Origin of the sequence: Albidovulum aestuarii, assembly GCF_029961185.1 — a bacterium.
Taxonomy (GTDB): Bacteria; Pseudomonadota; Alphaproteobacteria; order Rhodobacterales; family Rhodobacteraceae; genus Albidovulum; species Albidovulum aestuarii.
In genome coordinates this window covers 19,865-45,092 of record NZ_JASBQQ010000002.1, presented here as the reverse complement: position 1 = coordinate 45,092, position 25,228 = coordinate 19,865, and the positions used below count along the sequence as shown (strand labels likewise).

22 protein-coding genes are annotated in these 25,228 nt (G+C 61.4%); 13 read left to right on the top strand and 9 right to left on the bottom strand.

Features of this window, described 5'->3' with window-relative positions; genetic code table 11:
- Nucleotides 1-14 precede the first annotated feature (14 nt).
- Both phnD and QKW60_RS04825 read right to left on the bottom strand, forming a co-directional pair.
- Entirely contained in the window at nt 15-962 is a 948-nt protein-coding gene (gene phnD, locus QKW60_RS04830; RefSeq protein ID WP_419762658.1) for a phosphate/phosphite/phosphonate ABC transporter substrate-binding protein, read from the bottom strand.
- A 64-nt stretch (nt 963-1,026) separates the two neighbouring features.
- A complete protein-coding gene (locus QKW60_RS04825; RefSeq protein WP_282366929.1) occupies nt 1,027-1,734 on the bottom strand; it encodes an HAD family hydrolase in 708 nt (235 codons plus the stop codon).
- 38 nt (nt 1,735-1,772) lie between these two features.
- On the opposite strand from QKW60_RS04825, the gene QKW60_RS04820 reads away from it, so the two are divergent.
- Nucleotides 1,773-2,579 carry an inositol monophosphatase family protein gene (locus QKW60_RS04820; RefSeq protein WP_282366927.1) on the top strand — a complete coding sequence of 269 codons (807 nt, stop codon included), beginning with the start codon at nt 1,773-1,775 and terminating at the stop codon, nt 2,577-2,579.
- 19 nt (nt 2,580-2,598) lie between these two features.
- Here QKW60_RS04820 and QKW60_RS04815 read toward each other — a convergent pair whose 3' ends face one another.
- The 6 genes from QKW60_RS04815 to QKW60_RS04790 all read right to left on the bottom strand — a co-directional run bounded on the left by QKW60_RS04815 (nt 2,599) and on the right by QKW60_RS04790 (nt 10,372).
- Nucleotides 2,599-3,666, bottom strand: a complete 1,068-nt coding sequence (locus QKW60_RS04815) for an ABC transporter ATP-binding protein (protein WP_282366925.1) — start codon at nt 3,664-3,666, stop codon at nt 2,599-2,601.
- Nucleotides 3,666-5,879, bottom strand: coding sequence for an ABC transporter permease (locus QKW60_RS04810; RefSeq protein WP_282366923.1), 2,214 nt, complete (start codon nt 5,877-5,879; stop codon nt 3,666-3,668). Before QKW60_RS04810 ends, QKW60_RS04815 begins: the two co-directional genes overlap by 1 nt.
- Nucleotides 5,880-5,884: 5 nt before the next feature.
- Complete coding sequence (locus tag QKW60_RS04805; protein ID WP_282366921.1) at nt 5,885-6,901, bottom strand: ABC transporter substrate-binding protein; 1,017 nt, start codon at nt 6,899-6,901, stop codon at nt 5,885-5,887.
- Nucleotides 6,902-7,388: 487 nt separating this feature from the next.
- Nucleotides 7,389-8,192 (bottom strand): ATP-binding cassette domain-containing protein, encoded by an 804-nt coding sequence (locus QKW60_RS04800; RefSeq protein WP_419762644.1) that lies wholly within the window; start codon nt 8,190-8,192, stop codon nt 7,389-7,391.
- Complete coding sequence (locus tag QKW60_RS04795; protein WP_282366917.1) at nt 8,168-9,238, bottom strand: ABC transporter permease; 1,071 nt, start codon at nt 9,236-9,238, stop codon at nt 8,168-8,170. Before QKW60_RS04795 ends, QKW60_RS04800 begins: the two co-directional genes overlap by 25 nt.
- 114 nt (nt 9,239-9,352) lie before the next feature.
- Complete coding sequence (locus QKW60_RS04790) at nt 9,353-10,372, bottom strand: sugar ABC transporter substrate-binding protein (protein ID WP_282366915.1); 1,020 nt, start codon at nt 10,370-10,372, stop codon at nt 9,353-9,355.
- Nucleotides 10,373-10,577: 205 nt separating this feature from the next.
- On the opposite strand from QKW60_RS04790, the gene QKW60_RS04785 reads away from it, so the two are divergent.
- The 3 genes from QKW60_RS04785 to QKW60_RS04775 all read left to right on the top strand — a co-directional run bounded on the left by QKW60_RS04785 (nt 10,578) and on the right by QKW60_RS04775 (nt 15,904).
- The gene (locus tag QKW60_RS04785; protein ID WP_282366914.1) at nt 10,578-11,780 is read left to right on the top strand and encodes an ROK family transcriptional regulator; all 1,203 of its coding nucleotides are present in this window, start codon (nt 10,578-10,580) and stop codon (nt 11,778-11,780) included.
- Between the two features lie 444 nt (nt 11,781-12,224).
- Entirely contained in the window at nt 12,225-13,958 is a 1,734-nt protein-coding gene (locus QKW60_RS04780) for a sigma-54-dependent Fis family transcriptional regulator (RefSeq protein ID WP_282366913.1), read from the top strand.
- 146 nt (nt 13,959-14,104) lie between these two features.
- Nucleotides 14,105-15,904 (top strand): NAD(P)/FAD-dependent oxidoreductase, encoded by a 1,800-nt coding sequence (locus QKW60_RS04775; RefSeq protein WP_282366912.1) that lies wholly within the window; start codon nt 14,105-14,107, stop codon nt 15,902-15,904.
- A 314-nt stretch (nt 15,905-16,218) separates the two neighbouring features.
- Here QKW60_RS04775 and QKW60_RS04770 read toward each other — a convergent pair whose 3' ends face one another.
- Nucleotides 16,219-17,007 carry a helix-turn-helix transcriptional regulator gene (locus tag QKW60_RS04770; RefSeq protein WP_282366911.1) on the bottom strand — a complete coding sequence of 263 codons (789 nt, stop codon included), beginning with the start codon at nt 17,005-17,007 and terminating at the stop codon, nt 16,219-16,221.
- Nucleotides 17,008-17,111: 104 nt separating this feature from the next.
- Between QKW60_RS04770 and QKW60_RS04765 the strand changes: the two genes are divergently transcribed.
- The 9 genes from QKW60_RS04765 (at nt 17,112) to QKW60_RS04725 (ending at nt 25,216) form a co-directional block, all read left to right on the top strand.
- Nucleotides 17,112-18,206 carry an ABC transporter ATP-binding protein gene (locus QKW60_RS04765; RefSeq protein ID WP_282366910.1) on the top strand — a complete coding sequence of 365 codons (1,095 nt, stop codon included), beginning with the start codon at nt 17,112-17,114 and terminating at the stop codon, nt 18,204-18,206.
- A 20-nt stretch (nt 18,207-18,226) separates the two neighbouring features.
- A complete protein-coding gene (locus tag QKW60_RS04760; RefSeq protein WP_282366909.1) occupies nt 18,227-19,387 on the top strand; it encodes an ABC transporter substrate-binding protein in 1,161 nt (386 codons plus the stop codon).
- Nucleotides 19,388-19,451: 64 nt separating this feature from the next.
- Nucleotides 19,452-20,243 (top strand): ABC transporter permease, encoded by a 792-nt coding sequence (locus QKW60_RS04755; protein ID WP_419762657.1) that lies wholly within the window; start codon nt 19,452-19,454, stop codon nt 20,241-20,243.
- Nucleotides 20,244-20,250: 7 nt separating this feature from the next.
- Nucleotides 20,251-21,072: an ABC transporter permease gene (locus QKW60_RS04750; protein ID WP_282366905.1), complete on the top strand. Its 822-nt coding sequence runs from the start codon at nt 20,251-20,253 to the stop codon at nt 21,070-21,072.
- A 12-nt stretch (nt 21,073-21,084) separates the two neighbouring features.
- Complete coding sequence (locus tag QKW60_RS04745) at nt 21,085-21,843, top strand: SDR family NAD(P)-dependent oxidoreductase (protein ID WP_282366904.1); 759 nt, start codon at nt 21,085-21,087, stop codon at nt 21,841-21,843.
- 88 nt (nt 21,844-21,931) lie between these two features.
- Nucleotides 21,932-22,132: a hypothetical protein gene (locus QKW60_RS04740; protein WP_282366903.1), complete on the top strand. Its 201-nt coding sequence runs from the start codon at nt 21,932-21,934 to the stop codon at nt 22,130-22,132.
- A gap of 243 nt (nt 22,133-22,375) precedes the next feature.
- Nucleotides 22,376-23,263 carry a LysR family transcriptional regulator gene (locus tag QKW60_RS04735; protein ID WP_282366902.1) on the top strand — a complete coding sequence of 296 codons (888 nt, stop codon included), beginning with the start codon at nt 22,376-22,378 and terminating at the stop codon, nt 23,261-23,263.
- Nucleotides 23,264-23,332: 69 nt separating this feature from the next.
- Entirely contained in the window at nt 23,333-24,154 is an 822-nt protein-coding gene (locus tag QKW60_RS04730; RefSeq protein WP_282366901.1) for a putative hydro-lyase, read from the top strand.
- A gap of 27 nt (nt 24,155-24,181) precedes the next feature.
- Nucleotides 24,182-25,216, top strand: coding sequence for a TRAP transporter substrate-binding protein (locus QKW60_RS04725; RefSeq protein ID WP_282366900.1), 1,035 nt, complete (start codon nt 24,182-24,184; stop codon nt 25,214-25,216).
- Nucleotides 25,217-25,228 lie beyond the last annotated feature (12 nt).

Here is a 25,228-nt window from a genome sequence, read left to right as displayed (position 1 = left end):
CGCCGCTTGTTATGTCACTCGCAAGCGTAGGACACGCCGTTCGCGGCGTCGATCTTGCGGATCACTTCCCAGAAATCCTTGTAGTTCATTTCCAGGAACTGGCCTTCGCCCGATTTCTCGAACTCGGCCTGAAGGGTCGTGCCGTCCCATTCGAAATCGAAGAACGCTTCCTTGATCTGCTCCTGCAGTTCGGGCTTCAGGTTGTAGACCACGCCGAAGCCGGTCGTCGGGAAGGTCTGCGACTTGTAGATCGAGATCACCTGATCCGGCTTGATCACATCGCGTTCGATCATCCGGCTCATGACCGAGTTGGCGATGGAAGCCGCCGGATAGTCCTTGTTTGCCACGCCGAGGATCGAGTTGTCGTGCTTGCCCGAGAAGACCGGTTCAAAGTCCGTCCCGGCCACCATGCCGAAATCGGCCTTGAGGATCGCTGAGGGTGCCTTGAAGCCGGAATTCGAGGTTTCCGAGGTGAAGGCCATCTGCTTGCCCTTGATATCCTCGACCTTTTCGATGCCGGAACCGGGATATGTCAGGATCTCCATCTCATAGCCGAAATGGCCGTCCTCGCTGGCCATGATCGTGAAGGGACGGAAGCCCGCGCAATTGACGGCGAGGGGATTGGAGCCGGTGTTGAAGCCCGCAATATGCAGGCGACCCGAGCGCATCGCCTCGATCTGGGCGGCGTTCGACTGAACGGGGAAGAAGACGACCTTCTTGCCTGTCTTCGCTTCGAGATGGGTCAGGAAGTCCGACCAGGCGGTCTTGTAGACAGCGGGGTCCTCGACCGGCGTGTAGGCAAAGATAAGTTCGTCCGGGTCGAGTTGCTGGGCCGGATCGGTCGGGATGTCGGCAATCAGGTCGCCGTCGGCATCGCAGAACCGTTCGTCGAGATCGCCGCGCGGGCAGTCCTGCGCGGCGGCAGGCATCGCCATCACTGCGAATGCAGCCGTGGCGGCCATGGTCGAAAGCAGTTTTGAAAGGGTCATCGTATCCTCCTTGTCAGTTGGTCTTTATGGGGTCCGGTCATGCGGCCGGTGTTGTCGCGCTCCTGTGTAACGATCGTGTGGTGGTCATGAGGTCCGCGAAGGTTTCGCGGCGTATTGGGCAGAAATCATAGGCGGGGCCGGTGCAGCCCGGCCCGACGGCGATGGTGAACAACCCCGCGCCATGCGCGGCCCGAGCGCCCGGAACGGAATCCTCGACCGCGAAGGCCGCGTCGGCCGCTAGCGAAAGTGCGTCGAGCGTTGTCAGGAACGGCAGCGGATCGGGCTTGCCCACAGGCAGTTCTGCGCCTGAAACGGCCAATTCTACGATATCCTGAAGCCCGAGCATCTCGACCGCGCCGTCTATATGGCGGCGGGGCGAGGACGAACAGATCGCGATCCGCAAGCCTGCATCGACAAGGCCGAGCAGCCAGTCCTTTGCCCCCGGCACCGGTTCGCGCATCCGTTCCAGCCAGATATCCGCCTCGGCCCCGATCTGGTCACCTATGGCCCGCCGCATCTCGGGCGTCAGCGGCATTCCGAAGAGTTCGTCGAGAAAATCCTTGAGCCCCCGCCCAACATGGGCGTCGAGCAGTGCCTGCGAAGGTCGCTTGCCGTAGCGGGCGGTCACCTCGATCTTGGCCTTTTCCCAGACATGCTCGCTGTGAACGAGTGTGCCATCCAGATCGAAGATCGCGGCCCGGTAGCGCGTCAGGTCGAACGTGGCCTCTCGCAGTTGCTGTGTCATGCTGCTAGCCTCCCGATGTCTGACGAGAGGGGGCAGGAATGAACGGGCAGGAAATTGACCGGCGCTATGCCGGCGCGCGGCGGATCGCAGAGGAAGCCGGCGCGCTGGCGCTCGATTACTTCCGCCGTTTCGACGGTCTGAATGTCGAGGTCAAAAGCCATCAGGATTTTGTCTCTGAGGCGGACAAGAATGTCGAGGCTTTCGTGCGCAAAGCCCTGTCCGAAGCCTTCCCCGATGACGGGATCGTCGGTGAGGAGGACGCGCCAAAGGCGGGGGCGAGCGGGTTTACCTGGGTGATCGACCCGATCGACGGCACGACGAATTTCATCCACGGGATTCCAGGCTGGACGGTTGTCCTTGCCGTGGTCTTGGGCAGCCGGACCGAAATTGGTGTCATCCACGACCCCAATCACGCCGAGATGTACCATGCCCGCCGGGGCGCGGGCGCTTTCGTCAATGATCGGGCTTTGGGCGTGTTGCGGGGCCGGGACATCCGCACAGGGTCGGTCGGCGTCGGATTCTCTGGCCGGACAAGCGCGGGGGGCATCAAACGCCTTATCCCCGAGATCATCGAAGCGGGCGGTATCTTTTACCGCAATGCCTCGGGCGCGCTGTCGCTCGCCTATGTCGCGAGCGGTAAGCTCTTGGGTTACGTCGAGGAGCATATGAACGCCTGGGACTGCCTTGCCGGTCAGCTTCTGGTCGCGGAAGCGGGCGGTGTGATCGAGGATCAGGACGCGGCGCGGATGATTGCAGAAGGCGGGCGCGTGTTGGTTGGAACGCCCGAGGTCTTTGATGAGCTCATGGCCATCGCCGAACGGGCCTATGCCCCGGGTCAGTACTGACCGGCCATGTCCGGTCGGATCACGCATCAGGCACCAGAACCGGGCCGGAGGCCGCAAGGCCGATCCTGATCGCATCGCCGACCTTCAACGGTGCGTCGACATCATCGCTGACCGCGAAGAGTTGACCGAAATCGCCCGCGAAGGTGTATTCCATGCGCGGTCCGACATAGGTGACCTTCTCAACCGTCGCCGCCAGCCCCTCGCCGTCGGTGACACGGATGCGGGAGGGGCGCAAAGCCAGCATCGCCTTGCCGGGTGTCAGGCCCCTCGACGGCAGGCGGTGGCGGATGCCGCCGACTTCGATCTCGGCCATGTCGCCGTCAACCGCCACGATCTGGCATTCGAGCAGATTGGCCTCGCCGATGAAGTCGGCGACGAATGTGTCGGCGGGGGCGTCGTATAGCTCGCGCGGGCGACCGATCTGGGCGATGGCGGCGTTCTTCATGACGACGATTTCGTCAGAGACGGCCAGCGCCTCTTCCTGATCATGCGTGACGTAGACGACCGTCAGACCGAGGTTCTGCTGGATCTCGCGGATTTCTTCGCGCACATGACGGCGCAGCTTGGCGTCGAGGTTTGAAAGCGGTTCGTCGAAAAGGAGAACCTGCGGCTCCAGCACCAGCGCCCGGGCGACGGCCACCCGCTGCTGCTGGCCGCCCGAGAGCTCCGACGGCAGCCGCCCGCCGTATCCCTCCAGCCCCACCAGCGACAGCCCGGCATTCGCCCGCTCCAGCGTCTCGGCCTTTGTGAAGCCGGAGAATTTCAGCCCGTAGCTCACGTTTTCCAGCACGGTCATGTGCGGGAACAAAGCGTAGGACTGGAACACCATAGACACGTCGCGGTCGGTGGCGGGCAGGGTGGTCACATCCTTGTCGCCGATCAGGATGCGGCCCGAGGTCGCCATCTCCAGCCCCGCGATCATCCTGAGAGTCGTTGTCTTGCCGCAGCCCGACGGGCCTAGAAGCGTCACCAGCTTGCCCGGCGCAATCGATAGGCTCACGTCGTTCACCGCCACGACATCCTTGCCGTAGACCTTGGTCACATGGTCGAAGACGACCGAGGCGGCCTTGGAACTGACACCGGCCATCACGAGCCTCCCTGTTCATGGGCCAGCCTGCGCCCGATCTGCGTGCGTCCCACCAGAAGCTGCAACAGCCCGACGGCGGCCAGCATCACGAAGATGAGCGTCGTCGAATAGGCGATGGCGAGGCCGTAATCGTTGTTCTCCACCCGCCCGATGATGTAGCTCGTCGCCATGTCGTAGCGGGCGGAGACGAGGAAGATCACCGCCGAGATCGCGGTCATCGCGCGGACGAAGGAATAGACAAGCGCCGCGAGGATCGCGGGGCGCAGCAGCGGCAGGATCACCCGCCGGAAGGTCTGCCAGCTGTTCGCGCCCAAGGTCAGCGAGGATTCGTCCAGCGATCGGTCGAGCTGGCTCATCGAGGCGATGCCGGCGCGGACACCCACCGGCATGTTGCGGAAGATGAAGCTGATGACGAGGATCAGGCCCGTTCCCGTGATCTCGATCGGCGGCACGTTGAAGGCGAGGATGTAGCTGACTCCGATCACCGTGCCAGGGATGGCGAAACTGAGCATCGTGCCGAATTCGAAGCTGCGCTTGCCCGCGAAATCCTGCCGCGTCAGCAGGTAGGCCGTGATCAGACCCACGGCGGCGGTCAGGGGGGCCGCGACGGTCGAGATCATCATCGTCGTCCAGAAGCTGTCCCAGGCCGAGCCGACCCAGCGGATGCCACCCTCTTCGAAGCGGACCGCAAAGGCGGTGATGTAGTGCTTGAAGGTCAGCGTATTGTCGACGCCCCAGAGCTGCACCATGGACCCGTAAAGGATCATGCCGTAGATGATCAGCGTGAACGTGCCCCAGAGCGCCGCAATGACATAGACCGGGATCGCCAATCCCCTCGGCATCTGCGGATGCACGCCGGCGTCGCCCTTGCCGGTGACGGTGGTGTAGCTTTTCTTTCCCAGCCAGAACCGTTGCAGGTAGAAGGCCGCGAGCGTGAAGCCCAGAAGCACCATCGACAGGATCGCCGCCCGGCCCTGATCGTATTGCGCGCCGACAATGGCAAAGAAGATCTCGGTCGATAGAACGTCGTAATTTCCGCCAAGGACCAGCGGGTTGCCGAAATCGGCCATGCTTTCGATAAAGCCCAGAAGGAATGCGTTGGCGAGCCCGGGGCGCATCAGGGGCAGCGAGACGGTGCGGAAGGTCTGCCAGCGCGTCGCACGCAGGGTCTGCGCCGCTTCCTCCATCGATGGGGAAACGCCCTCGACCACGCCGATGAGGACGAGGAAGGCGATGGGGGTGAAGGCCAAAAGCTGGGCGATCAGAATACCGGGCAGGCCATAGACCCAGCGCGTCGGCCTGATACCAATGAGGTCGGCGACCCAGGTCGTGACGGCGCCCGAGAGGCCGAAGAGAAGGATGATGGCGAGGCCGATGACGAAGGGCGGCGTGATGATCGGCAGAACGGTGATTGCCCTGAGTTCCCGTTTGAACCGGAAGCCTGAGCGCGTCAGGACCAGCGCGAAGACGAGGCCGAGAAGCGTGGTCAGCACGCCGACCAGCACGGCAAGGAACAGCGAATTCCAAGCCACGCCGCACCGCGTGCCGGACAAGCAACCAAGCCCCCAGATGCGGTTGTCGAAGAACTTCGCGAAGAAGAGGGGGATCGAATAGCCGCCTTCCTCGGTGATGAAGGCGGCTGCAAGCATCTTGGCGATGGGGAAGAAGACAAAGATCGTGACGACAGCGATGACCCCGCCGATGGCGCCGGTGACAAAGACATCGCCGTTGATCGCACCGCGCGCCGCGATGCCTTGAGTGAAGAGAAACAGAAATGCCGAGGCGACAATCAGCGCGCCATAACCCATGCCGTATTGGCGGTCCTCCAGCGGCCCGAAGAGTGCGGCGAGCCAATCGGCCGTCCAGCCCCTGATGCCGATCCCAAGCCCCTGCGCGACAAGCCAGGCAAATCCGAATCCGCCCGCCGCCAGAAGCACATAGGCGAAGACAGGATCGGTCTTGCGCCGTTGCAGCACCAGTAGCGGCGCCAGAAGCGCAGGCACGAGCGGCCAGAGCCAGGGTTTTTCACCCTGCCCAAGCAGAAAGGCGCCGGGCGCATAGTCGCTGTCCGTGGGCCAGCCGTCCGTCAGCCATTCGAGAAACCAGAACTCCTCCACCCCGTACCAGGGCAGAAGAACAAATCCGACCCAACCGGCAACGATCCAGAAGATCAGCACCGGATGGGTGGTTTTTTCGGACGTTATGGCCCGCACAAAGCTTACTGCGGCAGGGTAGAGACGTCGCTATCCCACTTGGCCAGAAGCCGTTTGCGCTCGTCGCTCGACCCGTACTTCTTGAAGTCGTAGTCGATGAGCTTGATCGACGACAGATCCGGCGCCTTGTCCGAGGTCTGTGCGCCCATGTTCGACGGGACCTGGAAGGCATTGACCTCCAGCGCGAGGTTCTGCGCCTCGGCGGACAGCGCCCAGTCGTAGAACTGCTTGGCCTCGTCCATGTTGCGCGCGCCCGCGATGATCGACATTGAGCCGATTTCGTATCCCGTGCCTTCACATGGCGCGACGGTCACGACCGGGAACCCGGCGACGGTCTGCGCCACCGCATCATGCATGAAGACGATGCCGATCGTGGTCTCACCCTGACCTGCGGCCTTGATCGGGGCCGAGCCGGACTTGGTGTACTGGTTGATATTGGCGTGCAGCCGCTTCATGTAGTCGAACCCGCCATCCTCGCCGAATAGCTGCACCATCGTGGCGAGCGTCGTATAAGCGGTTCCAGAGGAGTTCGGGTTTGCCATCTGCACATGGCCCTTGAACTCGGGCTTGGTCAGATCCTCCCAGCAGGCCGGGGCGGTCAGGCCGTTCGCGGCCAGAAGGTCGGAGTTGTAGCCAAAGCCGAGTGCGCCGGAATAGATGCCGATGGTGCGGTCGCCCGCACTCGTCGCCTGAGAGATGGCCCAGGGATGAAGCTGATCGCGCATCGGGGAAACATAGGGTTCGGTCAGACCCTCCTCTGCGGCCTGAAGATGCGGGTCGCCCGTGCCACCCCACCAGACATCGCCTTTCGGATTGGATTCTTCTGCCTTCACCTGCGCGAAGGTTTCGCCCGAGGACTTCCGCGTCATGTCGACGTCGATCCCCGTTGCGTCTTCAAATCCGCGCGCCATCACCTGGCACCATTCCTCTTGCGCGGCACAGTAAAGATTGAGTTTTCCGGCTGCGTTGGCCGCTCCGACCGAGACAGCAAACAACGACACTCCGAGCGCGATGCTCCGCATGATCAGTTCCTCCCAATGTAAACATTTTGTAACAGTTTTATGTCACGCTAGGCGGCCATGGCGAGTGCCGCAAGCAAAATCATGAGGCCTGGTCAGCAGGCCATTTGTCCTTTTCCAGCCTATATTGGGTTTGCATTGACCGATCCGGGAGTGTTGGTCGGTTCGAATGTCCGCGCGGCGGACCGCATGCTGAAATTTTGACAGGTGCATCGGCGCGGTTAATTGCGAATCGCCGAGGACGCACTCAACTCGCTGCCGATCTGCATTGTAAAACCAGCGACATGGTCACGGGCGGCACTCACAATATTTCCGAACTATTCCACGTAGGACCAACCCGGCAGACTTTGCTGCAGCATCAGATCTTATTCGAAAATTTCTGACCGCCATGGCGGATGTCAGATGAGCGGGCGATCAAGAAAGGCCGGAACCTCAATGCACAACGAATGGCGCGGGCGTCGCTTCTGATCGCATCAGCCTGAACTGGCGCTTAATCGCTCTGCTTCGGAGGCTCTTTCGCCCCGGTCATGAAGGCGACGGCGTCGGACATTGTGTAATCCTTCGGGTCGATGACACAGAGCCTCTTTCCAAGCCGGTGGATGTGAATCCGGTCCGCAACCTCGAAGACATGCGGCATGTTGTGGCTGATCAGGATGATCGGAATGCCCCGCGACCGGACATCCTGTATCAGCTCCAGTACTCTCCGGCTTTCCTTGACACCCAGGGCAGCGGTCGGTTCGTCCATGATGATGAACTTCGTGGCAAAGGCGGCGGCGCGGGCGACTGCAACGCCCTGGCGTTGACCGCCCGAGAGTGTTTCTACGGCCTGGTTGATTGACTGAACGGTCATCAGGCCCAGCTCGGTCAGCTTCTCGCGGGCAAATTTCTCCATCGCCGGGCGGTCAAGCTGCCGCAGATACCTGCCCATGAAGCCCTGTTTGCGGATTTCGCGCCCCATGAACATATTGTCGGTGATCGACAGGGCAGGGGACATCGCGAGGGTCTGGTAGACGATTTCGATCCCCATGTTGCGAGCATCCATTGGGGACGTGAAATTGACTCGTTTCCCCTCGATCAGGATCTCGCCCTCGTCCGGTATGGTCGCGCCGCAGATCGCCTTGACGATGGACGACTTGCCAGCGCCGTTGTCACCGATGACCGCGAGGATCTCGCCTTTGCGAAGTTCGAAATCGGAGCGGTCTATGGCCGTGACGTGACCGTAGCGTTTTACAATTCCGCGCCCCTCGACCACCGGTACGTTGTCAGACATCATGCCGATACCTTTCTGATCCATTGGTCGACCGCAACAGCGGCGATGATGAGAAGGCCGATAAGAAGGAAGGTCCATTGCGCGTCCGCGCCAAGAAGTCTGAGCCCCAGCGTGAAGACCCCGACGATCAATGCGCCGAAGAGCGAGCCTAGGATCGAACCGCGACCGCCAAAGAGAGATATGCCGCCAATCACAACTGCGGTGATGCTTTCGATATTCGCAAGCTGACCCGACGTCGGAGAGACCGAACCGATACGCCCGATCAATGCCCAACCCGCGAAGGCGCATATGAGCCCGGACAGCATGTAAACCGACATCAGGGTGCGATGCACATTGACCCCGGACAGTTCCGCAGCCTCAGGATCATCGCCGACCGCATAGACATGACGGCCCCATGCCGTGTGGCGAAGCGCGTAGGAGAGAACGGCAACAAGAACCAGCATGAAGACCACGCCGACGGTGAAAACCGCACCACCGACGTTGAACTTGGCGCCAAAGAACTGAAGGAACGGTGCATTGGCCTCAATGTCCTGACTGCGGATCGTCTCGTTCGCGGAATAAAGAAAGTTCGTCGCAAGAACGATCTGCCACATGCCCAGCGTAACGATGAACGGTGGCAGTTTGACCCGGCTGACCAGCCAGCCATTGAGTGCGCCAATCAATATGCCGCAGCCGAGACCGCACAGTACCGAGACCGGGGCAGGGATCCCGTATCGGAATGTAAACTGCCCCATGATTACCGACGAAAACACCATGATCGCGCCGACGCTGAGGTCGATGCCTGCGGTCAGGATCACGAGGCTTTGGGCGGCGGCGACAATGCCGACGATCTGCACCTGTTGCAGGATGAGGGTTAGAGCAAAGGGAGAGAAGAACTTCGACCCGAGCAAAAGACCGAAGATCAGGATCGCCGCGACCAGCACAATCATGGGCACGAAAGATGAGTTCACATGCAGGATATGCTGCAACTGCCCGATAAATCCGCGCCGCTGGTTTCCGAAATGGGCAACCGCCTCGGTTCGGTCGGCCGCAGCTTCGAACGTGTCGCTGTTTTGGTTCGCACCAGACATTCTGCCCCCTTTCGCAGACGGACGGATCCGCCGCGCGGTAAGTCTAACGGATAAACGGGAGTTTCCTTAGCGTTTCGGAGGCGCTTGAAGCGCCTCCGATCTGGTCTCGGCAGATCAGCCCCAGCAGAGGTTCAGCCCCTCGGCGACCGAGATAGACTCGACGCCGTCGGCGGGCTCATTGGTGATCAGCGCGACGCCGGTGTCGAAGAAATCCTTGCCGGGGGTGTTTTCCGGCTTGGCGCCTTCGTCGGCCCACTTCTTCACCGCCTCCACGCCGAGCGACGCCATCAGCAGCGGATATTGCTGGCTGGTCGCGCCGATGACCCCGGCCTCGACGTTCTGAACGCCGGGGCAGCCGCCATCGACCGAGACGATAAGCACATCATTCTCACGCCCGATCGCCTTGAGGGCCTCATAGGCACCGGCTGCGGCGGGTTCATTGATCGTGTGCACGACGTTGATCGTCGGGTCCTTGGCGAGAAGGTTCTCCATCGCGCGGCGTCCGCCTTCTTCGTTGCCGTCGGTTACATCGCTGCCGACAAGGCGCGGGTCCGTTTCGTCGCCGATGACGTTGGGGTCGGCGAGGTCGACGCCAAAGCCTTCAAGGAAGCCCTGATTGCGCAGGACATCGACCGTCGGCTGGCTGACATTCAGGTCAAGCGTCGCGATCCTGGCCTCGGCAGCGGCATCGCCCAGCTTCGCTTTCGCCCACTGGCCGATCAGAAGGCCAGCCTTGTAGTTGTCGGTCGCGAAGGTGGCATCGGCCGCGTCAATCGGGGAAAGCGGCGTGTCGAGCGCGATGACCAGAATACCTGCATCCCGCGCCTGCTGAACGGCGGGGACGATGGAACTGGTATCCGATGCGGTCAGCAGGATGCCCTTCGCCCCATCGAGAATGCAGGTCTCAATCGCCTGCACCTGGGTTTCATGGTCGCCGTCAATCTTGCCGGCAAATGATTTCAGCGTCATCCCAAGCTCTGTCGCCTTGGCTTCGGCGCCTTCCTTCATCTTTACGAAGAAGGGGTTCGTGTCCGTTTTCGTGATCAGGCAGACGGTTTCTCCAGCGGCCTGTGCCGAAGTTGCGGCAATGACGATGGCTGTGGCGGATGCGCCAAGTGTCAGAAGTCTTTTCATTTGGTCCTCCCGTGCGTTTGTGTCGCTTTATTAGCCGGACGTCCCGCCCCGGTCCCCCTAAGTGGTCTGGTGCGGGTCGCCCATAAGAAAGCGCGATTCCTCCACTTCTGTCAATAAATAAATAAACTTGATTTATTAATTGAAAAGTCCATAGTTTAAAGGGGAAGCAGAGGTGTCTATGGTCAGTCCGATGTACGGGGAATCGATGATCAGACTGACCGGCGGCGTGAATCAGCGCGGCGTACGCGACCATAACGAGCGTCTGATCCTTTCCGTTCTGCAACGCTATGGACCGACCCCGGGCGCAGATGTGGCGCGCCTTACCGGGCTTTCACCGCAGACCATCTCGATCATCTTTCGCGAGTTGGAAAGTGACGGGATCATCAGGCGCGGTGATCCTATTCGTGGCAAGGTCGGCAAGCCTTCGATCCCGATGGAGCTTAATCCCGATGGCGTGTTTTCGATCGGAATGAAGATCGGGCGACGCAGCGCGGAACTGTTGCTCATGGATTTTTCGGGAAAACCGAGGCAGCAATTGTTCACCTCTTACGACTATCCCTTTCCGGACGCCGTTTTTGGGTTTCTGAAGAACGGGTTAGATCGCATACTTGAGGCAGAGTCTGAAAATGTGCGGGCCCGGATATGTGGCATCGGGATCGGCACGCCCTTTGAACTCTGGCGATGGCACGATCTGACGGGGCCGGCGGCCGAGAGTTTCCGGTCCTGGAAAGACATAGACTTTGTTGCCGAAGTCTTGGAATTTTCGGACCTTCCGGTTTTCGTGGTCAACGACGCGACTGCCGGCTGTCACGCAGAACAGCTCTATGGTCGCGGCAAGGAGTTTCGTGACTATGCCTATTTCTTTATCGGTTCGTTCATCGGTGGTGGCATTGCCCTGAACGGCACCGTTTTTGAAGGCAATCAGGGGAATGCTGGTGCCCTTGGGTCAATGCGAACCACGAGTCCCCTTGGTGAAAGCAAGCAACTGATAGACGTCGCCTCCCTGCATCTTCTCGAAGCGCGCCTGATCGAGGCCGGGCTCGACCCGCAAGTGATGTGGCAGCGTCCGCAGAACTGGAGCACTCTTACCCGGTACGTGACGCCATGGATCGGCGAAACGGCCCAAGAACTCGCGAAGGCGTCACTGTCGATCTGCTCGGTCATCGACTTCGAAGCCATCGTGATCGACGGCGCGTTTCCGTCAGAAGTGCGCGGCGAACTCGTCGAAAGGGTGCGGCGATACATCGAGAACCAGGATACACGCGGCCTGATCAAACCCCGGATCGAAGCCGGCAGCGTCGGTGAAAACGCAAGAAGCATCGGCGCCGCGAGCAATCCGGTTTTTGCGCAATTCTTTCTGAACACCAATGCCGGGCTATCGGCAAGGTCGGGGCGGGGACCAAGCTGAAAGCTTGATCTGCTCCAGGCATACACGCTGATAGCGCAATCATGCCCGGTCAGTTCGCAATGGCACCGGTTTTGTCATAGCAACGGTCCAACGGACCACTCATGCCGAACCGCCGCTCGGCCCCCGTGCTGAGACCAGATCCCGCCAAAGTCCTGACCATGCTCCGCAATGGGCACGGAAATAAAGGCACACTACCGCGCGTGGTACTATCCGGAGATGATAAGGAGGGTGGATAGAGGTCAAGCACATGAACCCGCGGAAGCTTCTGAACCATCTGTTCGGGTTTGTTTAGTTTGTTCGCCGTTCTCAGACCGCCGTTTCCTCAACATAATGTCGTGCCGTTTTAGTAAGGGCATTCCCGTCCGGGAGGGAATGACCGAAGGTGACGTGTTTTGGATCGCAGAACCCGTGCTAAGCTAGCCATCGCAGCATACGGAGGACGGCGTGGGCGATCAGGAGCACGTAACGGAGATCGAGCGGGTCTTGCTGGGTCAAGCGACGGGGCGCGACGCAACCGTCGCTGAAAGCTGGCGGCGCTGCGTCGAGACCTACGGGATGGACCCGGCCCGCCCCGATCCGGCCCATATCGTTACGGAGGGCAAGCTGAGGGAGCACCGCGAACAGGCGGAGCGGCTGATCGCCACCGCGCGTTCTGGCCTTCAGGCGCTGTTCCGGCAGGTTGCCGGGCAGAACTATGTTCTGCTTCTGGCCGATGCCAAGGGCGTCTGCGTCGACTTCTTCGGCGATCCGCGCTTTGAGGATGACCTGCGCAAAGCGGGCCTGTATCTGGGCTCGGACTGGAGCGAGGATCTTGCGGGTACCTGCGGCGTCGGGTCGTGCATCGTGACAGGCGAGGCGATCACGATCCATCAGACTGACCATTTCGGTCTTGCCCATACGCCATTGTCGTGTACGGCCGCGCCGATCTACGACACGCGCGGGCAACTGGCGGCGGTTCTCGACATCTCGCTCCTGCGTTCACCGTCGCCGAAGGCCTCGCAGAACCTGGCCATGAGCCTCGTCACCGCCTCGGCGCGTCGGGTGGAGATGGCCAACCTCATGGCCATGACGCGGCGCGACTGGGTGTTGCGGTTCTCGGCCTCGCCCGAGTTTCTGGAAGTTGATCCCGATGCGGCAGTCGCACTGGACGAGTCTGGCAACATCGTCGGCATGACGCGGGGTGCGCTGCGCGCACTTCTGCCGGATGGGAGTGGGACACTTGTTGGACGGCGCATCGAGGAAGTGTTCGACCTGTCGCTCGACGATCTGCCGAACCTGATGCGCGGCCAGCCGACCGAGGAACGGGTGGTGCATCTCAGGGATGGGCGCACGCTCTTTGGGCATGCGATCGCGCCGCAGACGCGGCCGGTTCTACCGCGGGCGAGATCCAATGCCCTGCCAGCGCCGCTGGCGAATTTCGCGGGCAGCGACCCGGCCATGCAGCGCATCCTTGCCCAGATCGCGCGGCTTGTCGCTACGTCGGTGCCGCTTTTGCTATGCGGTGAATCCGGGACCGGCAAGGAACGGCTGGCGCGGGCCATCCATGTCAGCGGCCCCGAGGCGCGGGAACTGCATGCCGTGCGGTGTTCGACGCCGGGATCGATCACCGGTCTTTCCGCGGACGCATCCGGCACGTTGTTGCTGCGCGGAGTCGAGGAGCTTTCGTCAGAAGCGCAAGCCGCACTTCTTGACCTCATGGACCGGCGCCCGGATATCCGGGTGATCTCGTCAAGCCGCGCGACACCTGCGGCACTATCCTCCAGGATCCGCACGGATCTTTTCTACCGGTTGGCCGGGGCGACATTCGAATTGCCGCCGCTGCGGCTTAGGGCCGATTTCGGCTGGCTGATCGACCGGCTGATGCGATCCCACCCCGACCACACGCTGACGCCCTCGGCACGGGCCGAGCTTCAGGTGCGCGACTGGCCCGGCAATATCCGCGAACTGGAACGCGTGCTGGATGTTGCGACTGTGCTTGTGGAAAGCCCGGTCATCGACCTTCCTGACCTGCCGCAGCCGACCGTCCGCAAGTCAGAGAAGACCGAACCCGACGACGACCTCGAGGCGGTCTTGACCGCCGTCGGCTGGAACATGGCGCAGGCCGCGCGTCGACTGCAGGTCAACCGCTCGACGGTGTTGCGGCGAGTCCGCAAGGCGGGGCTGACGCCACCACACTAAAGAGCGGCGTTTTGTTGCGTCGGTGTTGCGCGCGCAACGTCGGTGTGCGGCGCATGAGACTTTCGTCGTGGCGCATCCGCAATTCCGTTTGATGAAGTCTCGCTCTCTGCCAGCCTGTCGCCGAAACGGGTTCAGGGAGGAAGACAATGCTCGATTCAACAATAGCCGGAGAAACGCAGGCGTTTCTGGACGATTTCGGGGCCGCGCTGGAGGCCGGGGACGTTGCCGCAGCGAAGGCGATGTTCCTGAATGACAGCTACTGGCGCGACCTTGTCACCTTCACATGGAACATCAAGACGGTGGAGGGGCCGGATGGTGTCGAGGACATGCTGAAACATCAGCTTGCCACGACCAGGCCGCGCAACTGGCAGATCGCCGAGGGGGAAGTGCCGACCGAGGATGGCGGCGTGACGACGGCGTGGATCAGCTTCGAGACCGATGTGGCGCGCGGCTACGGGCTGATCCGGCTGAGGGACGGCAAGATCTGGACGCTCCTGACGACGATGGCGGAACTGAAGGGCCATGAGGAACCGAAAGGGTTGGGCCGCCCGCTCGGCGCCAAGCACGGGGCGGGCAAGAACCGCACCACCTGGAAAGAGGAGCGCGAGAAGGAGGCGGCGGAACTCGGCTACAAGACGCAGCCCTATTGCCTCATCATCGGCGGCGGGCAGGGCGGCATCGCCCTTGGCGCCCGGCTTCGCCAGCTTGGCGTGCCGACGATCATCGTCGAACGCAATGATCGGCCCGGTGACAGCTGGCGCAAGCGTTACAAGTCGCTCTGCCTGCATGACCCGGTCTGGTACGACCATCTGCCCTACATCAAGTTCCCAGAGAACTGGCCGATCTTTGCGCCGAAGGACAAGATCGGCGACTGGCTTGAGATGTACACCAAGGTGATGGAGCTGAACTACTGGTCGAAGACCACCGCCAAGTCCGCGACCTATGACGAGAAGACGAAGGAATGGACCGTCGTGGTGGACCGCGATGGCAAGGAGGTTGTGCTGCGGCCGAAGCAACTCGTCATGGCCACGGGCATGTCCGGCAAGGCGCGTATTCCGACATTTCCGGGCATGGACAAGTTCAGGGGCGTTCAGCACCACTCCTCGCAACATCCCGGGCCCGACAGATATGCCGGCAAGAAATGCGTCATCGTCGGGTCGAACAACTCCGCCCACGACATTGCGGCGGCGCTTTGGGAGCATGATGCCGACGTCACTATGGTGCAGCGGTCGTCCACCCATATCGTGCGGTCGGACACATTGATGGATGTCGGGCTGGGCGCGCTTTATTCGGAGGAGGCGGTGCGCAATGGTGTCACGACCGAGAAGGCCGACCTGATCTTCGCCTCGCTGCCTTACCGTATCCTGCACGAATTCCAGATCCCGGCCTATGCCGAGATGAAGAAGCGCGATGCGGATTTCTATGCTGGACTTGAGAAGGCGGGTTTCTGGCTGGACTGGGGCGACGACGACTCCGGCCTCTTCATGAAGTACCTGCGCCGCGGGTCGGGCTACTATATCGACGTGGGTGCGAGCCAGCTGATCATCGACGGCGAGATCAAGCTTAAGCGCGGCCAGGTGGTCAGCCTGGATGAGACCGGCGTTAACCTTGATGACGGCACGCATCTGGACGCTGACCTCGTCGTCTATGCGACCGGCTACAATTCGATGAACGGCTGGGTGGCCGACCTGATGGGGCAGGAGATGGCCGACAAGGTCGGCAAGGTCTGGGGTCTGGGATCGGATACGACCAAGGACCCGGGGCCCTGGGAGGGGGAGCAGCGCAACATGTGGAAGCCGACCCAGCAGGAGGCGCTGTGGTTCCATGGCGGCAACCTGCACCAGTCGCGGCACTATTCGCAGTTCCTGTCGCTACAGATCAAGGCGCGTATGGGGGGTATCCCGACACCAGTCTATGGACTGCAGGAGGTGCACCACCTCGGCTGACACCGATTATCGCGGCCCTCTCATCGGGGGCCGCGTTCTCCGATCATGCGTTGAAACCGTGCGGGCAGCCTAAACTCGCACGTCGAAAACGGTCCGTTTGTTCAGGAAAGCGGGCATTTCCCACGAGTGCGGCATTGCCAAGGAGCAGCTGCCGGAGCGGACATTGATGACACGAGTACCTGGCGGGCGAGTGACCGCCGATCATCTCTGTCGCTCCGATGGGATGGCGCGGGTACCTGTTGGTCCCAACCCCCGCCTCAGTCAGCCGAGACTTCCTCTGACCGATGTGACGCCTTTGTTGGCTTCATGCCACTTTACGTCTTGATCAAAGTGTCAATGAACCGTGCAAACAGCTCTCCCTGAGAACTGATGCCAAGTTTGGCGTAGATATTGCGCCGGTGTATGCGCACCGTGCCCGATGAGATGCCCAGAACCTGCCGGATCGCCTCGGCTGAATAACCCTTGAGTGTGTATTCGACGACCTCACGTTCGCGTGGCGTCAATTGACCGTCCCCGAAACGTTGGAAGGTGCGTTCGATCTGTCCATCTGCCGCGTCGGCATCTGCCGCGCCTTCAGTTTTGAACTGATCGGAGATGTCGGCCCAGTGGCGCGCGCAGGCAGCTTCCACAATCGGCCAGGCGCGCTGTATCGCGGCGAATTCCTTGGCCGAGAAGACTTTCTTCGCACGCATGAGTGAAACGACGACGACGGCCCCGCGACCGGCATCTATAAAAAAGCCAATCTCTTCGGCGAGCCCGGTTTGAACATAGTAGCTGCGGAAGTACTCGCCCTGATAAAAGCGGTCGGGCGCGAGGTCGCGCATCCGATAAAGCCCCGGATCGACCGGCTTCGTCGCAGCGAGATAGAATGGGTCGAGCATGTAGGGCCCCGCCTGATAGTCGGTGACGAAGACCGCCCGTTTCTTGCTCGGAAAGTCGTCGAACAGGTCAAGCGGCCGCGCAGCACCGCGATAGCTGAACATGACCGTGAAATCATAGGTTGCGACCGTCCGCAGGAACTCTGCAAGGCATTTCGGAAAGTCTGAAGTCCCTTCGGCGGCGATCATCCGGCCGATCCGGTCGAATTGAAGCCCTATGCTCATCTGGCGCATCTTTCGTCAAACTATGCTCTTTGTGGTATATACAAGCCGAAGGCCATTTTCTACGATTTATGCTAATCTAAGGCATAGTTGTGGGTGCTGAAAGTTTGACCGGAGCCGATAAATCCTCCATCGCGGAACTGCGCGGGGCGACCAAACGCTTCGGCGCTGTTGTCGCGGCCCGAGACATCAATCTCAGCATCAATCGCGGAGAATTCCTGTCCTTTCTGGGACCCTCGGGGTGCGGCAAGACGACAGCGCTGAGGATGCTGGCGGGATTCGAGGCGCCGACCGAGGGCGACATCTATCTCGACGGGCAGCGGGTGAACGATATTCCCGCGCATCAGCGCCCCGTAAACATGGTCTTTCAGCACTACGCGCTTTTTCCGCATCTGACCGTGGCAGAAAACATCTCCTACGGATTGCGTCAGCGGCGTCCCAAGCCGCCTGCCGCGGAAATTGAGGCTGCGGTCAACCGAGCGCTCGAAACCGTGCGCCTACCCGGTTTCGGTCCGCGCCGCATCTGGGAAATGTCAGGCGGTCAGCAGCAACGTGTGGCGCTGGCCCGCGCGATCATCAACGAACCAAAACTTCTGCTTCTCGACGAGCCGATGGCTGCGCTTGACAAGAAGCTGCGCCATGACATGCAGATCGAATTGCAGACATTGCAACGAAAGCTCGGGATCACCTTCATCCTCGTCACCCATGATCAGGAAGAGGCACTGTCGATGTCGGACCGGATCTGCATCATGCGCGACGGCGGTATTGTCCAGATCGGTAGCCCACGCGATCTCTATGACCGGCCGAAGAACCGCTATGTCGCGGACTTTGTCGGCAAGTCGAACTTTTTCGAAGGTAGGGTGACGTCTGTCGCTGGCGACACGGCGGATTTGCAGGGCGCTGCTGGCATTTCGTTCATCGGCCATGCCGGCGCCGGCATCGCGGTCGGCCAGCGTGCAATCGCGAGCCTCAGGCCGGAACAGATAAGCCTCAGCCGGGGCGACGGCGGCGTTCCAGTCACCGTCGTGAACCGCATCTTTCTTGGGGAACATACCGAATATCTGGTCCAGAACCCCGATCTGGGCCAGTTCCTGATCCTTGCCTCGCGGCAGGCGGAGGCGGGTGAGGGCAATCTCGAACCGGGGGAAACGGGCAGCGTAAGCTGGCGGGACGGCGCGGCGCTGATCCTTAACAACGACTGACACCAACTGGGAGAATGAACATGACGAACCGGAATGATTTCATCTCACGCGAGAAGTTCATGGCCGAGCTTTACCGCTACAAGAAGGGCTCCGTCACACGGCGGCATTTCCTTGGCGTGACCGGCCTTGGGGCAGCGACTGCGGTGCTGGGCTCGGCGATGCCGGGGTTGCGTTCGGCGGCCTGGGCGCAGGCCAATATCGGCGACCGCGTCGTGCTTGCCACCTGGCCGAACTACCACGATCCGGCGAACTTCGAGGCCTTCACCACCGCAACCGGCGCTGCGGTCGACGTGAATGTCTTCGGCTCGAACGAGGAGATGCTGGCCAAGCTGCAGGCCGGTGGCTCAGGGTGGGACGTGTTCGTGCCGACGAATTACACGATCACTACCTATGTCGGCGAAGACCTGATCGAGCCGCTCGATCTTTCAAAAATCGCCAACTATGACGCGGCATCCTACAATCAGCGCTTCGCTGGCCCCGGCACGGTGGACGGCACGGTCTATGCGGTGCCGAAGAACTGGGGCACGACCGGTTTTGCGGTGAACACCGCGCAGTTGGGCAACAATCCCAAGCCGACGACCTGGAAGGAATTCTGGGATATCACAATGGCCGATTTCTCGGGCCGCACGATGGTGCATGACTACCAGCTCACCACCATCGGTAACGCACTGAAGTATTTCGGCTATTCGTTCAATTCGGTCGATACCGCAGAACTTGCCGAGGCCGAGAAGTTGCTGATCGACGCCAAACCGCACCTCTTCGCGATCAACTCGGACTACCAGCCTTCCATGCGGTCGGGCGATGCCTGGATGACGATCTGCTGGACCGGCGACGGAAAGCAGATGAACCGCGACATGCCCGAGATCGAATACGTTCTTGGCAAGGAGGGCGGAGAGCTCTGGTCCGATTTCTACGCTATACCGAAGGGCGCACCGCACATGGACGCGGCTTATGCGCTGATCAACTTCCTGCTCGATCCGGCGGTGAACGCGAAAGAGTCCCTTTTCCATGGATACCCGACCGCCGACGCGCGCGTCGATGCATTGCTGCCGGCCGAGGTCCTGAACGATCCGATCCTCTACCCGGCACAGGAACTGCTCGACGCACTCGAATTCGGCGCGGCGGTGACATTGACAGACCCGAACCGCGCCGAACTGATGGCGCGCTTCAAATCGGCCTGACACCGTGACCACGCGGCTGAGGACCATTCTTCTGCTGACGCCAGCGGCGGCATGGCTTCTGGCCATGCTCGTCCTGCCGCTGGTCGTGGTCGTCGTCTTCAGCTTCGGCGAACGCGCGGCGGCGGGGGGATACTCCGCCGCCCTTACACTTGAAAACTTTGCCAATCTCGGCGCTCGTTGGGCAGCGTTCAAGAACACGCTGATGCTGGCGCCAGCGGGCACGGTCCTTTGTCTGCTCATAGCCTACCCGCTCGCGTATTACCTTGCCGTCAAGGCCGATCCGAAGTGGCGCACCCTGCTTCTTATCCTCGTGATCGTGCCATTCTGGACATCTATCCTGATCCGATCATACGCCTGGATTTACCTTCTGGGCGGTCAGGGCATCCCCAAACTTATCTCGACTCTCGGTCTCGGCAATCCGCGACTCATCAACACGCCCTTCGCGGTGCTGATCGGGATCGTCTATGGCTACCTGCCGCTGATGGTCTTTCCGATCTATGTCAGCCTTGAACGGCTCGACAAGCGCCTGCTGGAGGCATCGGCCGACCTTGGCAGCCCGCCTTGGCGGAGTTTCCTGCAGGTCACGCTGCCCCTGTCGATGCCCGGCGTTGCGACCGGTTGCATGCTGGTTTTCATCCTGCTGATGGGTGAATTCCTGATCCCGGCGATGCTCGGCGGCGGCAAGGTCTTCTTCGTTGGCAACGCGCTTGTCGATCTCTTCCTGCAATCACGCAACTGGCCTTACGGCGCGGCCGTAGCTGTTGCGCTTGTCGTCATAATGCTCGTCACCGTAACCGCCTATATGCGGTTTACCCGCCGTTGGGCGGGCGGGCGCGACGACGTCTCGTTGATGTGAGGGCGCGATGCGGTTCTATGCGATTGCCGTCTATCTCTTCCTCTACATCCCGATCGGGGTGATCGCGGTCTTTTCGTTCAACGCCGGGCGATACGCTGCGCAGTTGCAGGGCTTCTCGACCCAGTGGTACGGCAAGGCGCTCTCGAACCCGTTCGTGATGGAGGCGCTGCAAACGAGCGCGACCGTGGCCGCCGTATCGGCAACGCTTGCCACCATCGCCGGCACGCTCGCCGCCCTGGCGCTGCAGGGGGTAACCGGCAAACCCCGGATGATCTTCGACGCGCTGCTCTACATCGCCGTCATGGTGCCCGGCATCGTCATCGGCATCTCGACCCTGATCGCGCTCGTCACGCTTTTCGATTGGCTGAATCCGATGATCGCCGCGTTCTGGCCGGTGGCCGAAAGCGCCCCCAAGCTGCAGATGGGCAAGGGCTCGCTCATCGCCGCGCATGGGATGTTCACGATGGCGCTGGTCGTGATCATTGTCCGCGCCCGCGTCGCGGGTATGGACCGCAGTCTGATCGAGGCGTCCGCCGATCTGGGTGCAACACCCCTTGGCACCTTCAGGCAGGTGACCCTGCCACAAATTTTCCCCGCGATCCTCGCCGGATTCCTGCTGGCCTTCACCTTCAGCTTCGACGATTTCATCATCGCTTTCTTCGTCGCGGGTTCGGAAACCACGCTGCCGATCTATGTGTTCTCGTCGATCCGCCGCGGCGTGACACCCGAGATCAACGCCATCGGCACGATGGTATTGACCGTGTCGCTGCTGATCCTCGTCGTTGCGCAATCGATCCTTCAGCGCGGTCGCCGCGCTCAAACCGGCTGAACGGAGATGGAGGTGCTGCTTCAGGACCGCGTGGCTTTTCTGACCGGCGCAGGCTCGGGCATCGGCAGGGCCGGGGCGCTGGCGCTCGCCCGAAACGGCGCGACGGTCGTGGTGAGCGATCTCGATCCCGACCGCGCCCGAACCGTTGCCAGCGAAATTTCTTCCGGTGGCGGCAAGGCGCAGGCGCGTGGCCTTGACGTGACCGACGATGCGGCGCTGGAGGACGCGATCGCAGACACCAATGATAGGTTCGGACGGCTCGACATCCTCCATTCCCATGCAGGTATCCAGATCCCGGGGCGGCTGGAAGAGGTCAGCGCGGACCAGATGGACGCGTCCTGGCGGCTCAACGTCCGGTCGCATTTTGTTGCGGCGCGTGCCGCGATGGCGGTCATGAGGCCACGCGGGCGGGGGTCGATCATCATCACTTCGTCGAATTCCGGTGTGCAGTACGACCGTGAGATGATCGCATATTGCACAACGAAACACGCAGTCATCGCGATGGTGCGCCAGATCGCCGTCGACTACGCCCGCTTCGGTGTGCGCTGCAACGCGCTGTGTCCGGGCTTCGTGGATACTGTCTTCAACGCAGGGTTTGAATCGCAGATGGGCGGCAGGGCAGCTCTTGAGACCTATGTCTCGGAGAACATACCGATGGGGCGCTGGGGAACGCCGGAAGAGATCGCCGAAAGCATCGTCTATCTGGCCTCTGACCGATCGTCCTTCATGACCGGCCATACACTGGTTCTGGATGGGGCTGAGTCACTCTGACCTGACATTGCTCAAGGCCGCATTACCCCTTACGGCGCGGTCACGTTAACGAGGTGGCGTTGGCTGGAGCGCGGCGGTATGGAGCCTCATGCACCAGATTTCTTATGCCCGTCATCGATTTCCCCCTGTGATCATCCTGCATGCCGTCTGGCTTTCCGGTGCGCGGTCGATGGGCTGGCGCCTCGCGCATATCGATACCGCCAGTTCTGCCGTTATATCCTCGATCGTCGGCAAGAGACGGGCCAACACATTGAGCCTAGGCGATGTCGATCCCCGCCGCACCGGGTAGCCCAGACGCCTCAAGGCCCGGTACTCGGTCCAATCGTTCAGCTGAATTGGATGACCGCTTTTCAGAAGCTGCGCAGCGGCATTGGGATTTTTCATGGAGGTCCGGTATGGGCCGCAGCAGGACAGCTGTCACGTTAGGGGAAGCCGATATTCCATTGATGCCGCCACGTGGAGGTCTCATCCAACAAGCCTGCTGACCACGCGTGTCAAATAGTGCAAAGCTCTGTGCATGAACGGGATTGGCTTGGATCAGATAAATGCGTTTCTTCACGTCGTCCGTCTTGGCGGTGTCGGCAAGGCTGCCGATGCGCTTCGGTTGACCCAGCCGGCCGTGACCGCGCGGATCAGAAATCTGGAACAGACCATCGGATCAGCGCTCTTCAGCCGGGGGGCCGGGGGGATGCGGCTGACCGAGCGGGGCGAGATCCTGCTGAAATATGCCGAGAAATTCGAAAGCCTCCACGACCTGATGACCCGCGACATCGTGGCGCCGGACGCGATGGAGGGGCGCCTGCGCATCGGCGTGTCGGAAACCATTGCCCAATGCTGGCTGCCGGAACTGATCGCGCGGCTGCACGAGCGCTATCCGCGCCTTGAGATCGAGTTCAACGTGGATATCTCCATCAACCTCAGATCGGCTCTCCTGAACCGGGCGCTCGATCTGGCGGTGTTGCTCGGGCCGGTGTCCGAATATTCGGCAGAGAATGTGGACCTGCCCGGTTTTGAACTTGCCTGGTACGTGTCCGCGAAAGCCCCGGAATGCATCGTTCCCGCCGATTATCTGAAGCGCCCGGTTCTGACCTATGCACGGCAAACACGGCCCTACCGGGAGTTGCGTGAACTTCTGCTGGAGCGGATCGGGCCGGATGTCGCCATGTTTCCCTCGTCCTCCCTGTCGACCTGCTTCCGCCTGGTGGAAGCCGATCTTGGTGTCGCCGCCCTGCCGCGCGCGCTGGGAAACGCTCACGTCGCGCGCGGCACGATCCGGGAGTTTGATCCGGGCTGGATACCCGGCCCGTTGAATTTCACCGCCACCTATCTCGCCGAGCCGCGCCGGACCCTGGCCGAAACCGCGGCCCGGCTGGCGCGGGACGTCGCCGTGGAATTTGCAGATGATAAATCTGATTTATGAAATACTGAATAAATTTTGAATTGGAATTTATGATGCGTCGGTGGCAGCCTTCCAGGAGGAGGGCCCGTCATGGTTCAGGGATATCGCCAGCTTCGCGACAAGAGCATTGACGCCGTCAGGGCGGCGATCCGTGTCAACGAGTATGGGTCGCATACCGCAGGGCTGGGCGCGGGCTATCTTCAGACCAATCTTGCGATCCTGCCCGAGGCTTTCGCACTCGATTTCATGCGCTTTTGCCAGCGCAACCCGAAGCCCTGTCCGCTGGTCGGCGTTTCAGATACCGGCAATCCGTTGCTGTTCACGCTTGGCCGGGACATAGACATCCGGACGGATGTGCCCAGCTACAACGTCTATCGCGACGGTCGGCTTGCAGAACGCAGATCGGACATCCGAGACATCTGGTCGGAAGACATGGTCGCCTTTGCGCTTGGCTGCTCATTCACCTTTGAGCGCGCGCTGCAGGAAGCGGACATTCCGGTTTGGCATATCGACAATGATACGACCGTGCCGATGTTCCGTTCGAACATCGATACGGTTCCGGCTGGCCCCTTCGGCGGCAAAATGGTGGTGTCCATGCGCAGCATCGATGCGGGCGCGGTCGATACCGTCGTCGCCATATCGCGGCGTTTCCCGCTGGCCCATGGCGGTCCGGTTCACATAGGCGATCCCGCTGCGATCGGCATTTCTGATATTGGTCGGCCGGATTGGGGCGATCCTGCCCCGGTTGCAGAGGGGCAGGTGCCGGTCTTCTGGGCCTGTGGTGTCACGCCCCAGGTCGCGATCGAGGCCGCCGGCGTGCCGCTCTGCATCACCCATACGCCCGGCCACATGCTGATCACCGATGTGCCGGAGGATGTCGAAAGCCCAATTCTCACCGTTGCCAACGCGTAACAAATGAACCCGACAAGGAGGAACCCAATGAAACGCACCCTGACGATGCTTGTGGCATCCACCATTCTGGCCACCCCCGCGATGGCCGAGGATCTGTCCGTCGTCGGCAGCTGGTCCAGCCTGCCGCTTCACAACGACTTCGAGGCGCCGTTCTGGAACGAGACGCTGCCCGCAGCCTCGGGCGGCGAGATCAATGTTGCCCTGACCACGCATAACCAGATGAATCTCGGCGTCGGCGATGTGTACCGCCTGCTCGGCGATGGTGTTTACGATGTCGCGATGACGGTCGCCGATTATGCGGTGGCGGATGCACCGGAGCTGGAAGGGCTTGACGTGCCGCTGGTGGCGCTGACGGCCGACGAAGCGAAGGCAATGGTCGACGCCGCCCGGCCGATGGTCGAGGACATCTACAACGCCCGCTTCAACAGCCATGTTCTGGCCATCGCGCCCTATCCGCCGCAGGTCGTCTTCTGCAACGGCGAGATCACCGGGCTTGATGATCTTGCGGGCAAGAAGGTGCGGGGATCGGGGCGGATGACGACGCTGTTCCTCGAGGCACTTGGCGCCGAGGGTGTCAATGTCGCCTTTTCCGAAGTTCCGGGCGCGCTGCAGAAGGGGGTTGTGGACTGCGCCATCACGGGCGCCGGGTCGGGATATTCGGCAGGCTGGTGGGAGGTTTCGACCCATCTTCTGCCGATCCCGCTCGGCGGCTGGGACAGTGTCGTCACTGCGATCAACAGCGACAAGTGGGCAAGCCTCGATGCTGAAACCCAGGCACTGATCACCGACAAGATCGCGACCGAGTTCGAAGCGCCGGCCTGGGCCGCCGCGCAGGGCGCACTCGACAATGATGTCGCCTGCCTGACTGGCAACGGCGCTTGCGCCTCCGGCGATGCACGGTCGATGACGCTTGTCGAAGTTTCGGATGCCGATTTCGCCAAGGCCCGCGAGGTTCTGGTGGGCAAAGTGCTGCCTGACTGGGCCGAACGTGCCGGCGGCGACTGGGCCGAACGGTGGAACGCATCTGTCGGTCAGGTCGTCGGCGTGACGATCGGCGGATAAGAGGACGTGGAG

What these genes read in the sequence shown, in the direction of transcription:
- phnD (WP_419762658.1), bottom strand. Translation starts at nt 962, where the DNA reads ATGGCCGCCACGGCTGCATTCGCAGTGATGGCGATGCCTGCCGCCGCG.
- QKW60_RS04825 (WP_282366929.1), bottom strand. Translation starts at nt 1,734, where the DNA reads ATGACACAGCAACTGCGAGAGGCCACGTTCGACCTGACGCGCTACCGG.
- QKW60_RS04820 (WP_282366927.1), top strand. Translation starts at nt 1,773, where the DNA reads ATGAACGGGCAGGAAATTGACCGGCGCTATGCCGGCGCGCGGCGGATC.
- QKW60_RS04815 (WP_282366925.1), bottom strand. Translation starts at nt 3,666, where the DNA reads ATGGCCGGTGTCAGTTCCAAGGCCGCCTCGGTCGTCTTCGACCATGTG.
- QKW60_RS04805 (WP_282366921.1), bottom strand. Translation starts at nt 6,901, where the DNA reads ATGCGGAGCATCGCGCTCGGAGTGTCGTTGTTTGCTGTCTCGGTCGGA.
- QKW60_RS04800 (WP_419762644.1), bottom strand. Translation starts at nt 8,192, where the DNA reads ATGGATCAGAAAGGTATCGGCATGATGTCTGACAACGTACCGGTGGTC.
- QKW60_RS04795 (WP_282366917.1), bottom strand. Translation starts at nt 9,238, where the DNA reads ATGTCTGGTGCGAACCAAAACAGCGACACGTTCGAAGCTGCGGCCGAC.
- QKW60_RS04790 (WP_282366915.1), bottom strand. Translation starts at nt 10,372, where the DNA reads ATGAAAAGACTTCTGACACTTGGCGCATCCGCCACAGCCATCGTCATT.
- QKW60_RS04785 (WP_282366914.1), top strand. Translation starts at nt 10,578, where the DNA reads ATGATCAGACTGACCGGCGGCGTGAATCAGCGCGGCGTACGCGACCAT.
- QKW60_RS04775 (WP_282366912.1), top strand. Translation starts at nt 14,105, where the DNA reads ATGCTCGATTCAACAATAGCCGGAGAAACGCAGGCGTTTCTGGACGAT.
- QKW60_RS04770 (WP_282366911.1), bottom strand. Translation starts at nt 17,007, where the DNA reads ATGAGCATAGGGCTTCAATTCGACCGGATCGGCCGGATGATCGCCGCC.
- QKW60_RS04760 (WP_282366909.1), top strand. Translation starts at nt 18,227, where the DNA reads ATGACGAACCGGAATGATTTCATCTCACGCGAGAAGTTCATGGCCGAG.
- QKW60_RS04755 (WP_419762657.1), top strand. Translation starts at nt 19,452, where the DNA reads ATGCTCGTCCTGCCGCTGGTCGTGGTCGTCGTCTTCAGCTTCGGCGAA.
- QKW60_RS04750 (WP_282366905.1), top strand. Translation starts at nt 20,251, where the DNA reads ATGCGGTTCTATGCGATTGCCGTCTATCTCTTCCTCTACATCCCGATC.
- QKW60_RS04740 (WP_282366903.1), top strand. Translation starts at nt 21,932, where the DNA reads ATGCACCAGATTTCTTATGCCCGTCATCGATTTCCCCCTGTGATCATC.
- QKW60_RS04730 (WP_282366901.1), top strand. Translation starts at nt 23,333, where the DNA reads ATGGTTCAGGGATATCGCCAGCTTCGCGACAAGAGCATTGACGCCGTC.
- QKW60_RS04725 (WP_282366900.1), top strand. Translation starts at nt 24,182, where the DNA reads ATGAAACGCACCCTGACGATGCTTGTGGCATCCACCATTCTGGCCACC.